The following is a 14,083-nucleotide window of genomic DNA, read 5'->3' on the forward strand; positions in this document are numbered from 1 at the left end:
CTCCTGCCAACCGGTTGTAGGTGGCCTACAGCCGCTCGATGATGGTGGCGTTAGCCATCCCGCCGCCCTCACACATCGCCTGCAGTCCGTAGCGCCCGCCGGTGTGTTCGAGATAGCCCAGGAGAGTGCCGAGGAGCCGCGTTCCGGATGCGCCGACGGCGTGCCCGAGCGCGATCGCACCACCCCACGGGTTGAGCTTGTCGGGATCGGCGTCGAGGTCGTGTTGCCACGCGAGTGGCACAGACGCGAAAGCCTCATTCACCTCGTAGGCATCGAGGTCGTCGATCGACAACCCTGCGCGATCCAGGATGCGGCGCGTTGCCGGGATCGGCGCGGTCAGCATCATGATCGGGTCGTCACCGACGACGGCGAAGGCATGGAAACGGGCGCGGGGCGTCAGGCCCAGCGCATTCGCGCGTTCCTCACTCATGATGAGCGCTGCCGAGGCGGCATCTGTCAGCGGTGACGAATTGCCTGCCGTGATTCGCCAGTCGAGCTCAGGGAAGCGCTCCGCGAGTTCGTCGGTGCGGAACGCGGGCGCCAGGCTGGCAAGCTGCTCGGCTGATGTGGCGGGCCGAATCGTCTCGTCGGTGTCCACGACCCCATCCGGCGTCGCGACCGGGAGCATCGCGTCCGCGAACCGGCCCGCTGCCGCCGCGTGAGCTGCCCGCTGGTGGGACTGCGCAGCGTAGGCATCCAGTTCGTCGCGCTCGAATCCCCAGCGCGCGGCGATCAGCTCGGCCGAAACACCCTGATTCACCAAGCCCTCGGGGTAGCGGCGACGGATGCCGTCGGCATCCGCCCCACCCTCGCCCGCCGAGCCCAGCGGAACGCGGCTCATGGACTCGACTCCCGCCGCGATCACGATGTCGTACGCGCCGGCGATGATGCCCTGGGCTGCGAAGTGGACGGCCTGCTGACTCGAGCCGCACTGCCGATCGATCGTTGCGGCAGGCACCGACTCATCGAAGCCGGCTGCGAGCACCGCCTGCCGCGCGATGTTGGTCGCCTGATCGCTGGCCTGGCTGACACACCCCATCAGAACGTCATCGATCTGACGCGACTCCAGGCCGTTCCGCTCGAGCAGCGCCGTCAGCGTCGTTGCGGCAAGGTCGACAGGATGCACGCCCGACAGCGCGCCTCCGAGCTTGCCCCGACCGGAGGGCGTCCGGACGACGTCGACGATGACGGCACTGGTCACTCGGCGGCCTCCTCCGGGCGCTCTTGCACATCGATGGCAGAGGTGTCGGGCACGTAGCCCTCGATGTGGCGCTCGTCGGCACCGTTATAGGCCGACAGCGGCCGGATGAGGGCGTTCGAGGACTGCTGCTCCATGATGTGCGCTGTCCAGCCGACAACGCGCGCCGCGACGAACAGGGGCGTGAACGTGAGCGTGTCGAAGCCGATGAGGTTGTAGGCCGGACCCGACGGGTAGTCGAGGTTCGGGTAGATGCCCTTGCGCGCGACGAACTCCGATTCGAGCGCGTCATAGAGTGCTGCGACATCCGGGCGGTCGTAGTGCGCAACGAGGGTGTCGAGCGCCGCCTTCATCGTGGGGACCCGCGAGTCACCGCGCTTGTACACGCGATGCCCGAAGCCCATGATCTTGCGCTTCTCGGCGAGAGCCGTGTCGAGCCATGCTGACACGTTCTCGGCCGAGCCGATCTCGTCGAAGATGTGCAGTACTGCCTCGTTGGCCCCGCCGTGCAGCGGTCCCTTCAGCGCGCCGATTGCGCCGACCACGGCGGAGTAGAGGTCGCTGAGGGTCGAGGTGATGACGCGGGCAGTGAATGTCGACGCATTGAAGGAGTGCTCGGCGTACAGGATCATCGAGCGGTTGAACGCGTCGACGACGACCTCGTCCGCTTCTTCACCGAACGTCAGCCACAGAAAGTTCGCGGCGTAGTCCAGGTCGTCGCGCGCGTCGACCGGCTCGAGCCCGCGGCGGCGGCGCTGGCCGTAGGCGACGATCGCGGGCAGCTCCCCGAACAGACGGATGCTGCGCTCGAGGTTCTGCTGCGGCGTGCCGACGGCATCCATGACGTTGAGGGTGCCCCGCGTTTCGCGGGCCCCGATGACGCTGACCGCGGTGCGCACCTCATCCATCGGATGAGCATCGAGCGGGATGAGGTCGATCGCGGCCTTGACGTCGGGCTGTAGCGCTCGGTTCTCGCGCTCCGTCTCGCGCAGGGTCGCAAGCTGCTCGTCTGTGGGCAGCTCCCCCGTCCACAGCAGGTGGGCGACGGCTTCACACGACTGGGTGGCAGCGAGTTCCTGCACCGGATAGCCGCGATAGAGCAGGCTGTTGGTATCGGGGTTGACCTTGCTGACACCGGTGTAGTCGACGACGACGCCAGCAAGCCCCTTCTTGATGTCGGTGTCGGTCATGCTCACTCCTTCGTGATGGGTGCTTCGACCGTGAAGTTGAAGATGCTCGTGTCGAAGTGGTTGTACTGCTCGTAGTCGATCAGGTCGTAGAGGTCTGAACGGTGCTGCATCTCACCGAGCTTGTCGCGGAGGTGCCCCTTCGCATCCAGGTCGTCGAGTGCGCGCCCCGCCGAACCCATCGCGATCCGCAGCAGCGATACCGGCCAGATGACGATGTTGATGCCGGCGGAGCGCAGCTGCTCGGTCGAGAACAGCTCGCTCTTGCCGAACTCGGTCATGTTCGCGAGCACCGGCACATCCAGCGCTGCACGCATCTTTTCGAACTCGCCGAGATCACGCATCGCCTCGGGGAAGATCGCGTCGGCGCCGGCATCCACGAGAGCCTTGGCGCGGTCGATCGCAGCATCCAGCCCCTCGATGGCGCGGATGTCGGTACGAGCCATGATGAGAAAGTTCTCGTCACGGCGCGCATCGACGGCGGCACGGATGCGCTTGACTGCCGTGTCCCCATCGACGACGGCTTTCCCGTCGAGGTGACCGCACCGCTTGGGGTTGATCTGATCCTCGATGTGGGTGCCCGCCAGTCCCGCGTCTTCGAGCGTTTGGATGGTGCGGGCTACGTTCATCGGCTCACCGAACCCGGTGTCGGCGTCGATGATGGCCGGAAGCTCGGTCATGCGCGCGATCTGCTGCCCGCGACCGGCGACCTCGGTGAGGGTTGTCAGGCCGATGTCGGGAAGCCCGAGGTCGGCGGCGAGCACCGCGCCGGAGATGTAGACCCCGTCGAACCCCTTCCGCTCGATCAGCCGCGCCGACAGCGGGTTGAAAGCACCGGGGAATCGCAGGAGCTCACCCGAGGCGAGCCGCTCCCTGAACAGGCGCCGCTTTTCGCTGGGCGATGTCAGGCTGTACAGCATCAGAACAGCCCCTTGGGTGCGGGCGCTGCGGCGAGAATTCCCACTTTCGCGACGATGTTCAGCTGCCCGACCTCGTCTGCTGATAGCTCCGGGAGTCGCTGGGCGAGCTCGAGGAACCGCTCGATCTCCTCGGAAGCGAGGACCGGCTCGGCAAGGAGCCGGAACTTACGCACGTAGTTCTCACGAGCGAACGGTCGCGCCCCCAGCGGGTGCGCGTCGGCGACGGCGATCTCGTCCACGACGGTGGTTCCGTCGATCAGGACGATCTCCACGCGCCCCCCGAAGGCCTTCTCGTCGGGGTCTTCGGAGTGGTAGCGGCGCGTCCACTCGGCGTCTTCGGCCGTGGTGATCTTGCGCCAGAGTTCCACGGTGTCGGGCCGCGCTGCGCGCTCGGGGAGGTACGAGTCGACGTGGTGCCACGCGCCGTCTTGCAGCGCGACCGCGAAGATGTAGGGGATCGAGTGGTCGAGGGTTTCGCGGGATGCCTGCGGGTCGTACTTCTGCGGGTCGTTCGCGCCCGAGCCGATGACGTAGTGCGTGTGGTGGCTCGTGTGCAGCGCGATGCTCGCGATGTTCGCGGGGTCGCGCAGCTCGGGGCGCTCGGTACCGAGCTTGCGGGCTAGGTCGATCCAGGCTTGCGCCTGGTACTCGGCAGAGTGCTCCTTCGTATAGGAGTCGAGGATCGCGCGCTTGGGCTCACCCGGCGCGGGAAGCGGCACGTCGTAAGCGGCATCCTTACCGTCGAGCATCCAGGCGATCACGCCGTCTTCACCCTCGTAGATCGGGCTGGGGCTCGTCTCGCCACGCATCGCCCGGTCGACGGCTTCGACTGCCATCTTGCCGGCGAACGCGGGAGCGTGAGCTTTCCACGTCGAGATCTCGCCCTTGCGGGATTGGCGGGTCGCGGTGGTCGTGTGCAGCGCCTGCCCCACTGCCTGATAGATCGTCTCGACATCCAAGCCGAGCAGTGTGCCGATACCCGCGGCAGCGGAGGGGCCGAGGTGGGCGACGTGGTCGATCTTGTGCTTGTGGAGGGAGATCGCCCTTACGAGATCCATCTGGATCTCGTAACCGGTGGCGATCCCTCGCACCAATGCTGCGCCGTCGGCGCCGACGTGCTGGGCCACAGCGAGGATCGGCGGGATGTTGTCTCCCGGGTGGGAGTACTCGGCGGCCAGGAACGTGTCGTGGTAGTCAAGCTCGCGCACCGCGACACCGTTCGCCCACGCCGCCCATTCGGGGCTCGTCCGCCGCTCGTTTGCGCAGCCGAAGACTGTCGCTCCGACACCGCTGACCGAGACGGCGTGGTCGAGCGCCTGCTGCCGGGCAGCGCTCACCGGCCGCCGGGTGAGGGATGCTGCAGCGACTGACGCATTGTCGATGACACGGTTGATGATCATGTCGATGACCTCGGACTCGACCGCTATCGGGTCTGCGGCGACCTCGGCAATGTGCCAGGCGAGCTGCCCCTCGCGAGCAAGGTTCTCGTCGCTTCGGTGGACACGGACGTGGTGCGTGATGGTCATGCTGCTCCGGGTTCGGTGCGGGCCTCGGCCAGGGAGGCGAGGATGCTGGTCAAAGCGTTGTGCAGGTGCACATGTGTGGCGTGCGCAGCGAGGTCGGCATCCTGCGCGGCTATCGCATGGGCGATCAGCGCGTGCTCTCCGACCGAGGCCGACAGTCGCTGGGGATTCTCGCGGGCAAGGCGACGCACGCGCACGAGGTGAGTGCGGATCGTGCGAAGCGCCGAACTCAGGTAGACGTTGTCGACGGCATCGTCGAGGGCGGCATCGAACCGCGCGATCAGGTCGTAGTAGTGCTCGCGGCCCTCACCGCGCAGCGACGTCCTGTCGAACTCCGCGGCGAGTTCCGCGAACTCGGCCGGGTCGGCCCGGGTCGCCGCGAGGCGCGCAGCAGCTTCTTCGAGAGCCCGCCGGAACTCGAAGAGCGCGCGGATGTCGTCGGCATCGACATCCGACACCACGGTGACCCGGGGTGACTGCTGAACGACCAGACCGTCGGCGGCCAGGCGCGCGAGCGCCTCACGCAGCGGGGTACGGCTCACACCGAGACGCGCTGCCTGCTCGACCTCCCCGAGCACAGCGCCGGCGGGGAGCTGCCCGTCCTGGATCTCGCCCAGGAGCGTCCGGTATGCCCGATCACTCGCTCGCATCCGTCCTCCCTTCGCCGCCCTTCATGTATACACAAAAGCACTGAATGTATCAATACGGGCATTGAGGGCGGCTCTAGGTATACAAAAGCGCGCGCTCCGCGTGTGCGTTAGTCACTCGGCGTCTGTTCGTAGAGACCGATGACGTTTCCGTCGGGGTCACTGATCACCGCCCACCAACGCGGCGGTGCAAGTCTGATCTTCGTGCGGGGCACTGACAAGGGTGTTGGTCACACCGGGCCTTCGGAGCTGACCGTGCGACGATGAGGCGGTGGACGACGCATCGGCCGCCGAACTCAGTCGGCTCCGCGCCCGGGCCTACGGCCCCGACGCCGACCTCGCCGACGACGCCGCGGCACGCTCGCGCTTGGCGGAACTCGAAGCGCAACTGCGGGCAGAGCGCGAGGCACAGCGCCCCTCGGTCGCGGCGGTGAGCCGGGCATCCGAGCCGCCAGCGGACAGTGTCGGTGCCCGCTCCGTCACGCCGGGGGGCGATACTTCCGTCACAGACGTAGGTGCCGAGGCCGAAGAAGATGCGGCGGCGTCCGGCGTGTGGGCGCTTTTGCGCATGCTGACCTCGCGGCTGCCGCCGGTCGCTACCGCGATGGTTGCGGTAGCGACCGCGGCGGCGGTCGCGCTCACGGCATCCATCGTCTGGGGGCTCGCGTCTCTTCCGGTGATCTCGCAGACAACCGCGAGCCGGCAGGTAGCCACTCTCGAGATCAACGACGACGTTGCGATTCCCGAGGGATTCTTCGGCACGACGTCGGAGCAGGCCATTGCCTACGAGTACTACGGGCTTCTGATCGTCCACTCGTCGGCCGGTGGCACATTCTTCGGCGATGACGACTGTCTCCTCGCCGTCGACACGGAAAACGTGACAGCCGACGGCCAAGGTGTGAACGGGCCCCTCTACTACGGATGCCGCACGGGCGCGTTTCCCGCGACGTTCGAGGTAGCGCTCGACAGCTCCGCGCCGGCGGAGCTGCGCGCGCAGTTTCCTGAGAGCGGCGCTCTGCAGTTCGTTCTGCAGGGTGACCGGATCGGCGTCTTCTGGGACGGCGGCGCAATCCCGGCCTAGATCCGTCCGTCGTGGACTACCGCCGGAAAAGTGGCGTCATGCGACCACGAAGCGATGAACGAGGATGCCGCTGCTGAGTTGCAGGCGCTTCGCGAGCGGGCGTATGGCCCCGACGCCGACATCCTGCGCGACCCGGTGGCGTACGACCGGTTGCACGAGCTCGAGCAGCAGCTCCGGACTGAGCAGCAGGGTCCGGAGCGCAGCGGTGACGTCGCCGACCCGCCGTCGCCGGACGCGCCCGCGGATCCCAGCACCCAAGATCCCGAATCCGCGGGTGCGACAGCCGCCAGCAGCGACGACCGGGCGAGCGAGTCGGTGCCCGCGCGGCTTGGTCGCCCCTCACCAGGGTTCCCCCGCTCGCGCGCGCCTTCTGGCTCGTTTCGGTGCTGGCGGTAGCGACGCTTGCCGCATCCGTCACCTGGGGCCTCGCCTCGATTCCGGTGATCTCCGAGGGCTCGGGAGCGCGACAGATTGCGGCGCTCGAGCCCGATCCATCGACCACTGCCCCGTCGTTCGGGAACACAGATACACCCCCGGTGGGATTCCAGTTCGCGGGCTACAGCCTGATAACTGCCATCAACTCGAGCGACGGCGTCGACAGCGAGTGCCTCGTCGTTTTCAGAACTGAGGACGTTGACGACGAGTCGGGCTTCCCGAACGGGCCGACGTACTACGGATGCGGCGCCGGGACTTTCCCGCCGACGGCGTCGGTACAGATCCATGCGGGTTCGCCGGCAGAGGCTCTCGAACGCTTCGGGGAAGGTGCCGCGCTGCAGTTCGTCTTGGAGGGCGACCGCGTCGGCGTCTTCGTCGACTCCGCACCCGAGGACCCGGTCAACTAACGCCGCGGGTGCCGAGTGCGGCAGCAAGTGCGACCACCGCGGGCCGCTGTGACGCGGTGAGCTTCTCGGCAGCGACGGCCAGATGCATCCACTCGACGCGGTCGACCTCGGGAAAGCTCACCACCTTCCCCGACCGTGGCGGCCACTCAAGCTCGAACTCCCCGAACGCGAGATGCGAGATGTCTAGCGCAGCCCCGTCAACAGCGAAGACCGTAATCGTCTTGCGCGACGCGGCGAACGAGCCGAGGTCGATGACGCGGCCGTCCGGGGCATCGATCCCCAGCTCTTCGCGAAATTCACGCCGCGCTGCCTGCAGTGGCGACTCCCCCGCCGGGTCGTACTCGCCCTTGGGTATCGTCCATGCCCCGGCATCCTTGCGTTGCCAGAACGGCCCGCCCATGTGAGCGATGAGCACCTCGAACACGGCCCCGCCGTCCGACGCGGTGGCGGCGGGACGATACGCCAGCAGCCCGGCGCTGGTCACCGGCATCAGCCGGTGACGTCCCGGCGACGCAGCGCCGCACGAAGACTCCGCACAAGCAGCAGCAGACCGCCGAGGCCGACGACGCTGCCGAGGAACGGGAACAGCGGGACGTCCTCGGTCAGTTGCGGTCCGCCCGATGAAATCGCCAGGGCGATACCGGTCGCCAACAACGTGACTCCGACGAGCGTGCTCGTGACCTGGCCGAGCATTCCCTCGATCCATCGACGCTCTCCCGTGCTCTCGAACGAGCGGAGCCGCACCGAGAAGGTGCCCTGCTCGAGGGATCGCGAGATGTTCTCCAGGCGCCGGGGCGCCCGACGTACCTGTTCGAGAGCCAGAACGAGCTGGGTTTGAGCCGAGAGAGCTGCGGTGCGCAGCGACAGCATGCTGCGGGCGAAGTGCGGCGCCCGGCTGAGTGCCTGACCGACCATGTCGTAGCCCGGGTACACCCGGCGCAGGCTGCCTTCGAGCGAGCCGAGAGTTCGGAACACCAGCAGGAGCGACGGCGGCATCGCCAGCCGATGGTGGCGCAGGGTGTCGAGCAGAAGCCGGAAGACATCCTCGCCGGCAGGAGCGTTGCGAACCCGAGTGACGATCGCTCCGATATCACGCTGTAGCGCTGCCTGATCGGCACCCGCCGGGTCGGGTTCGCACAGCAGCAGCACGATATCCGTCGCGGCCTGGTCATCATCGGCGGCGATCGCCGTCAACAGCGGCACGAGAAGGCGTCGCATGCTGGCCTCAAGTACCCCGACCGCACCGAAGTCGATCAGGGCCACCTCTCCGTCCTCACAGAGGATGAGGTTCCCCGGATGCAGGTCAGCGTGGAACACCCCACGCACCGCGATCTGCTCGAACACGGCATCCAGCACGCCGTCGGCGAGCGCGCGGGCGGCGGCCGGCTCCACCGCCCCCTCGGGGAGCTTGCCGAAGGGCACCCCCTCGATGCGCTCTTGCACGATCATCCGCTGCGTACACAGGTCAGGAAAGACACGGGGAACGCGCAGCGGCATCGCGTGCGTCTTTGCAATCGCACCGCGCAGCATCTCGGCGTTCGCCACCTCGACGCGGTAGTCGAGCTCCTCCGTCAGCGCCCGAGAGAACTCGGTCACCAGTGCCACGGCACCGTAGTCGGCTGCCCACGCGGTGCGACGCTCGGCATCGCGTGCGAGGCGCTCGAGGATGTCGAGATCCGTGGTGACCTGGGCACGCGCCGAGGGTCGCTGGATCTTCACGACGACACTCTCGCCCGACACGAGCGTCGCGGCGTGTACCTGCGCGACGGATGCCGCAGCCATCGGCTCCGGCTCGATCACCGCGAAGACCTCGGCGATCGGCCGCCCGAGCTCGGCGCGGATCGCCGCTTCAGCCTCGGGCCAGGGAATCGGGGTCGAGTCCATCTGCAGCGTCGACAGTGCTTCGATGAGGTCTCGCGGGAGCACATCCTCCCGAGTGGAGAGCACCTGGCCGAGCTTGACGAAGGTGACGCCGGCCTCGGCGAGGGCCGCCACGAGCGCCTGCGGCAGCGCCTCGCGCGCGGCGTCCGATCGCCCGCGATACATCCCCAGGCCGTGACGCGAGGCGATCGCGACGATCTGCGCGTACCGGCGGGCTCGATCCCGGCGACGGAAGGCCTCGCGCACGATGGTCACAGGGTTGCCGAGGGGTCGGCTCGGCCAGAGAAACTCGAGGGTGACGAGGACGATGACGACAACAGCGAACATCCAGCCGAGCACGAGGGCTACGAAGGCCAACACGATCGGGCTTTGGACGACAACCCGATCGCCGTCGAGGATGTCAGCCTGTTCGAACACCCACACCGTCAGCGGGAGGGACCCGAGAAACACCACGGCGGAGGTCACGAGCGCCCGGACCCATCCGATCTGGGCATCCAGGAGGCGCCTGCTGACCCACGCGGAAAGCACAGCGAACACAGCAGTGAGCAGAAGTACCGCGAGCCAGATCGGCATGACCCGATTGTGTCAGGCACAGGATGCTGGCGCACGAACGACAGCGGGACTCGGTCCCATAGCGCCACCGTCTACGCTGTGTCGCGACGCCGCGCTTTCACCCGACCTGGAAGGCTCCCATGGACGAGACCCCCGTTGCCGCTGCACCCGCCGGGCGCTTTGCCGGAGAGGAGCTTGCGGGCGGCATCCGCGTGTGGCGTGGCATCCGCTACGCACAGCCCCCCACCGGCGACGCACGCTGGCGCGATCCCGTGCCCGCCGAGCCGCTTGATGCCGAGGCCACCGCCACGGTCACGAGCTTCGGTCCGGCCGCACCGCAGAAGACGAATCCGGCGATCGATCTCGGACCCGACCCGGTCTTCGACGAGGACTGCCTCTTCCTGAACGTCTGGAGTGGAGCAGATGCCGATACCCCCGCGCCCGTCATGGTGTGGCTGCACGGCGGCGCTTATACATTCGGCTCCAGCAGCCAGCCCGTCTACGACGGTGAAGCCCTCGCGCGACACGGCGTCGTCGTGGTCACGATCAACTACCGGATCGGCGCGCTCGGCTTCCTCGATCTGTCGAGTCTGTCCGGCCCGGAGCAGCAGTTCGACGGAAATCTCGCGCTCAAAGACGTGCTGCTGGCGCTGCGATGGGTGCAGCGCAACATCGCCGCCTTCGGCGGCAATCCCGAGCGGGTGACCGTTTTCGGCGAGTCCGCGGGCGCGGGCCTCGTGACGACACTGCTCGCAGTCCCGAGCGCTGCGGGGCTCTTCTCCTGCGCGATCGCCGAGTCCTCGCCGGTCTCAAGCGTCTACGACACGGCGCGCGCTGCGAGCGTCACCGAGCTGTTTCTGGCGGCAGTGGGCAACCCCGCACCGGCGGACCTGCGCGCGCTGCCGGTCGACACGATCGTCGACGCGGGGATGACGGTGTTCGCCCAGGTCCCGGCGCAGCATCCGGGAACCATCGCCTTCGGTCCCGTCATCGACGGCGAGCTGCTGCCGGAGGCGCCGGCGACGGTCCTTGCCGAGGGGCGCGGTCTGCCGGTGCCGCTGTTGATCGGCACCAACAAGGACGAGGCTTCCCTGTTCCGCATGATGAAGTCGCCGCTCATGCCCATCCGTGAGGAGCAGATCGAGCAGATGCTCGCCGAGCTCGGCACCGAGCGCCCCGGCATCGACCTGCCGTCGATGGCTCAGGTGCTCTCGGCGTACGAGGGGGTTCGCCATCACGCGGTCGGGCTGGGGATCGCCCGCGACATCGGATTCCGGATGCCGACGCTTTGGGCCGTCGAGGGGCATTCCCGCGTCGCACCGGTGTGGTTCTACCGGTTCGACCACGCGACACCGATGCTGCATCTGCTGCGGATCGGTGCGACGCACGCGACCGAGCTGCCCTACGTATGGGGTACGTTCGGTCGCCGCGCGCACGACCTTACCTTCCGACTCGGCGGCCGTCACGAGGCCGAACGGATCTCGGCGCGGATGCAGCAGCGCTGGACGGCCTTCGCCAAAGGCGAGGCACCGAACGCTGATGGCGCCGTGGAGTGGCCGGCGTTCGACACCGATACGCGCGCAACGCTCGTGATCGAGACCGAGGACCGCGTGGTCCCCGACCTCGATCACGAGCTGCGCACCGGTTGGGGAGACGAGGTGCTCGCCTTCCCCTGAGCCGAAGGACTAAGGGCCGCGACGGTACCCGACGTCGCGCCCTCACGGGCGGGACAGTGGCGAGGACTCTTCGGTGAGTGCCGAATCGGTCTCGGCGACCGATCCGAGGGCGGCGTCGATCGCTGCCATCGTGTCGGCATCCAACGTGATCCCCGACGCCTTCACGGTGTCATCGAGCTGCTCGGGACGCGAGGCGCCGACGAGGGCCGCCGACACATTCGGGTTCTGCAGCACCCACGCGATAGCGAGCTGGGGCAGAGTCAGCCCCGCCTGCTCGGCGACCGGATGCAGCTTCTGCACAGCGCTCAGCACGTCATCCGTCATGAACCGCTTGATGAAGCCGGCGCCGCTCTTTTCGTCGGTGGCCCGGGAACCTGCGGGAGCCGGCTGACCGGGCAGGTACTTGCCGCTGAGCACACCCTGCGCCATCGGCGACCAGACGATCTGCGAGATGCCGAGCTCCTCCGAGGTGGGAATGACCTTTCCCTCGATGACGCGCCACAGCGCCGAGTACTGGGGCTGGTTCGAGACGAGCTGGATGCCGAGATCCGTGGCCAGCGCGTGCCCGGCGCGCAGCTGCTCTGCCGTCCACTCGCTGACGCCGATATAGAGAGCCTTGCCCTGGCGGACGATGTCGGCAAAGGCCTGCATCGTCTCTTCCAGCGGGGTCTCGTAGTCGTACCGGTGCGCCTGGTACAGGTCGACGTAGTCGGTGCCCAGGCGCTGCAGCGAGCCGTGGATGCCGTCCATGATGTGCTTGCGCGATAGACCCGAGTCGTTCGCGCCGCCCGGCCCGACGGGCCAGTAGACCTTCGTGAAGATCTCGAGCGACTCCCGACGCTGGCCCTTCAGCGCCTCGCCGAGAACCTGCTCGGCGACCGTGTTCGCGTACACGTCGGCGGTGTCGAAGCTCGTGATGCCGAGGTCCAGTGCTCGGTGAACTGTCGCGATGGCTGCGTCGTTTTCGACCTGCGAGCCGTGGGTGATCCAGTTGCCGTAGGTGATCTCTGTGACTTTGAAGCCGCTGTTGCCGAGATAGCGATAGTTGACCATTGCTCCACGCTATCGCCGCGCCGCGACAGCGGGGCCGGCCCGTGATGGAACGGCCTACCCTGAGGGCGTGGGCACCGAAGCAATCGAAACGACCATCAGTACCGGAACACTTCGCGGGAGCGTCACCGACGGCATCCGTCGCTTCCTCGGCATCCCGTACGCTGCCCCGCCCTTCGGCCCGCGGCGATTCCGGCTGCCGGCAGCACCGGATGCGTGGAGCGGGGTGCGGGATGCGACGCAGTTCGGTCCCTCGGCACCGCAAACGCCCTACCGCGGCAGGATCGGAGAACTCCTGCCGAGCCTGACCAGCGACGGCACCAACGAAGACATCCTGACCGTCAACGTCTGGGCCCCGGCGAGCGCGACGGAGCCCGCATCCGGGTTACTGCCTGTCGTGCTCTGGATCCACGGCGGCGCGTTCGAACGCGGCGGGAGTTCGATCGCCGGCTACAACGGAACGAGTTTTGCCCGGGGCGGCGTCGTGTTCGTCTCGGCGAACTACCGCCTCGGGTCCGAGGGTTTCTCGGTGCTCGAGGATGCCCCGCGCAATCTCGGCCTCGAAGACGTCGCTGCGGCCCTTCGCTGGACACACGCTGAGATCGCGGCGTTCGGTGGAGACCCCTCGCGCATCACGGTCATGGGAGAGTCTGCCGGCGGGGCGCTGGTTGCCGCCCTCCTCTCCCGACCCGACACCGCGCCCCTCATCGCCGGCGCAATCATCGAGTCGGGGCCCCTGGATGTCGTCGACCCGAAGCGGGCGGGCCGGGTCACCCGCGCGCTCGCCAAGCGGCTCGGGATCCCGGCGACGCGCGAGGCGTTTGCGGCGCTGTCGCCGGCCGAGCTGCTGGCGGCGCGAACGACCCAGGCTGCCGGCAGCTCGCCGCTGCGGGGCGCACCCGGGTTCCTGCTGGCCCGCGACCCCGAGAGCCTCCCCGAATCCCCTCGCCAGGCACTCCCCACGGCCTCAGCCCCTATCCTCATCGGCACCAACACCGACGAGTACCGGCTCTGGTTCACGCCTGACGCGCTCGCGAAGATCTCGCCGTGGCAGGCCAGCCTCGGCCATCTTGCCCTGAGAATCCCGCGTGCCGCGGTGCGCGCCTACCGGGCCGCGTTCCCGGATGCCGGCACCGGCGACCGGCTCGGGCAAGCGCTCACGGACTCGATGCTGCGAGCGCCGATGACCCAGGTGGCAGATCGCCGAACGGCGCCGACCTTCGTCTACGAGTTCGCCTGGCAGAGCCCGGTCGACGGCCTCGGCGCCGGGCACGCTCTCGAACTCGGCTTCGTCTTCGACGGCGTGGGCAATCCCGACAGCATCCGGATGGCCGGGGATGCTCCGCCGCAGCGCCTCGCGGATGAGATGCACGGCGCGTGGGTGCGGATGATCCGCGACGGCGACCCGGGATGGGAGCCGTTTGCCCCCGGCCGCCGCGTGCGCGTCTTCGATGTCGACTCGCGGACGCTGCCGCTCCCGCGCGCTGCGGCCGTGGACGCCTTCAGACCGGCATCCTGACGGGACT

13 protein-coding genes are annotated in these 14,083 nt (G+C 68.0%); 4 read left to right on the forward strand and 9 right to left on the reverse strand.

The window, feature by feature from the left end; all coding sequences use genetic code 11:
* Positions 1 to 25 precede the first annotated feature (25 nt).
* Genes AB0O89_RS02745 through AB0O89_RS02765 form a run of 5 tightly spaced genes read right to left on the reverse strand, consistent with a single transcriptional unit; the run spans position 26 to position 5,478 of the window.
* The gene (locus tag AB0O89_RS02745) at positions 26 to 1,201 is read right to left on the reverse strand and encodes a thiolase family protein (RefSeq protein WP_363493931.1); all 1,176 of its coding nucleotides are present in this window, start codon (positions 1,199 to 1,201) and stop codon (positions 26 to 28) included.
* The gene (locus tag AB0O89_RS02750) at positions 1,198 to 2,388 is read right to left on the reverse strand and encodes a bifunctional 2-methylcitrate synthase/citrate synthase (protein WP_292707508.1); all 1,191 of its coding nucleotides are present in this window, start codon (positions 2,386 to 2,388) and stop codon (positions 1,198 to 1,200) included. The genes AB0O89_RS02745 and AB0O89_RS02750 overlap by 4 nt, the downstream gene beginning before the upstream one ends.
* A gap of 2 nt (positions 2,389 to 2,390) precedes the next feature.
* A complete protein-coding gene (gene prpB / locus AB0O89_RS02755; RefSeq protein ID WP_292707506.1) occupies positions 2,391 to 3,305 on the reverse strand; it encodes a methylisocitrate lyase in 915 nt (304 codons plus the stop codon).
* Positions 3,305 to 4,831, reverse strand: coding sequence for an MmgE/PrpD family protein (locus AB0O89_RS02760; RefSeq protein WP_292707503.1), 1,527 nt, complete (start codon positions 4,829 to 4,831; stop codon positions 3,305 to 3,307). Before AB0O89_RS02760 ends, prpB begins: the two co-directional genes overlap by 1 nt.
* The gene (locus AB0O89_RS02765) at positions 4,828 to 5,478 is read right to left on the reverse strand and encodes a GntR family transcriptional regulator (protein ID WP_292707501.1); all 651 of its coding nucleotides are present in this window, start codon (positions 5,476 to 5,478) and stop codon (positions 4,828 to 4,830) included. The genes AB0O89_RS02760 and AB0O89_RS02765 overlap by 4 nt, the downstream gene beginning before the upstream one ends.
* A gap of 268 nt (positions 5,479 to 5,746) precedes the next feature.
* Here AB0O89_RS02765 and AB0O89_RS02770 point away from each other — a divergent pair, with 268 nt between their 5' ends.
* Complete coding sequence (locus AB0O89_RS02770; protein ID WP_363493934.1) at positions 5,747 to 6,556, forward strand: hypothetical protein; 810 nt, start codon at positions 5,747 to 5,749, stop codon at positions 6,554 to 6,556.
* Between the two features lie 36 nt (positions 6,557 to 6,592).
* Here AB0O89_RS02770 and AB0O89_RS02775 read toward each other — a convergent pair whose 3' ends face one another.
* Complete coding sequence (locus tag AB0O89_RS02775; RefSeq protein ID WP_363493936.1) at positions 6,593 to 6,814, reverse strand: hypothetical protein; 222 nt, start codon at positions 6,812 to 6,814, stop codon at positions 6,593 to 6,595.
* Between the two features lie 125 nt (positions 6,815 to 6,939).
* On the opposite strand from AB0O89_RS02775, the gene AB0O89_RS02780 reads away from it, so the two are divergent.
* A complete protein-coding gene (locus AB0O89_RS02780) occupies positions 6,940 to 7,398 on the forward strand; it encodes a hypothetical protein (RefSeq protein WP_363493938.1) in 459 nt (152 codons plus the stop codon).
* Here AB0O89_RS02780 and AB0O89_RS02785 read toward each other — a convergent pair.
* Together AB0O89_RS02785 and AB0O89_RS02790 are read right to left on the reverse strand one after the other, a co-directional pair.
* Positions 7,391 to 7,888 (reverse strand): NUDIX domain-containing protein, encoded by a 498-nt coding sequence (locus tag AB0O89_RS02785; RefSeq protein ID WP_363493941.1) that lies wholly within the window; start codon positions 7,886 to 7,888, stop codon positions 7,391 to 7,393. The two genes, AB0O89_RS02780 and AB0O89_RS02785, sit on opposite strands and share 8 nt — an antisense overlap.
* On the reverse strand, positions 7,888 to 9,852 hold the full coding sequence (locus AB0O89_RS02790) for an AarF/UbiB family protein (protein ID WP_363493943.1): 1,965 nt from the start codon (positions 9,850 to 9,852) through the stop codon (positions 7,888 to 7,890). The genes AB0O89_RS02785 and AB0O89_RS02790 overlap by 1 nt, the downstream gene beginning before the upstream one ends.
* A 119-nt stretch (positions 9,853 to 9,971) precedes the next feature.
* On the opposite strand from AB0O89_RS02790, the gene AB0O89_RS02795 reads away from it, so the two are divergent.
* Entirely contained in the window at positions 9,972 to 11,507 is a 1,536-nt protein-coding gene (locus AB0O89_RS02795; protein WP_363493945.1) for a carboxylesterase/lipase family protein, read from the forward strand.
* A 42-nt stretch (positions 11,508 to 11,549) separates the two neighbouring features.
* On the opposite strand, the gene AB0O89_RS02800 is transcribed toward AB0O89_RS02795, so the two are convergent.
* A complete protein-coding gene (locus tag AB0O89_RS02800) occupies positions 11,550 to 12,560 on the reverse strand; it encodes an aldo/keto reductase family protein (RefSeq protein ID WP_363493947.1) in 1,011 nt (336 codons plus the stop codon).
* Between the two features lie 67 nt (positions 12,561 to 12,627).
* Between AB0O89_RS02800 and AB0O89_RS02805 the strand changes: the two genes are divergently transcribed.
* Entirely contained in the window at positions 12,628 to 14,076 is a 1,449-nt protein-coding gene (locus tag AB0O89_RS02805; RefSeq protein ID WP_363493949.1) for a carboxylesterase family protein, read from the forward strand.
* The last annotated feature ends 7 nt before the right edge of the window (positions 14,077 to 14,083 follow it).

The organism is Microbacterium sp. NPDC076895, from assembly GCF_040687115.1.
Taxonomy (GTDB): domain Bacteria; phylum Actinomycetota; class Actinomycetes; order Actinomycetales; family Microbacteriaceae; genus Microbacterium.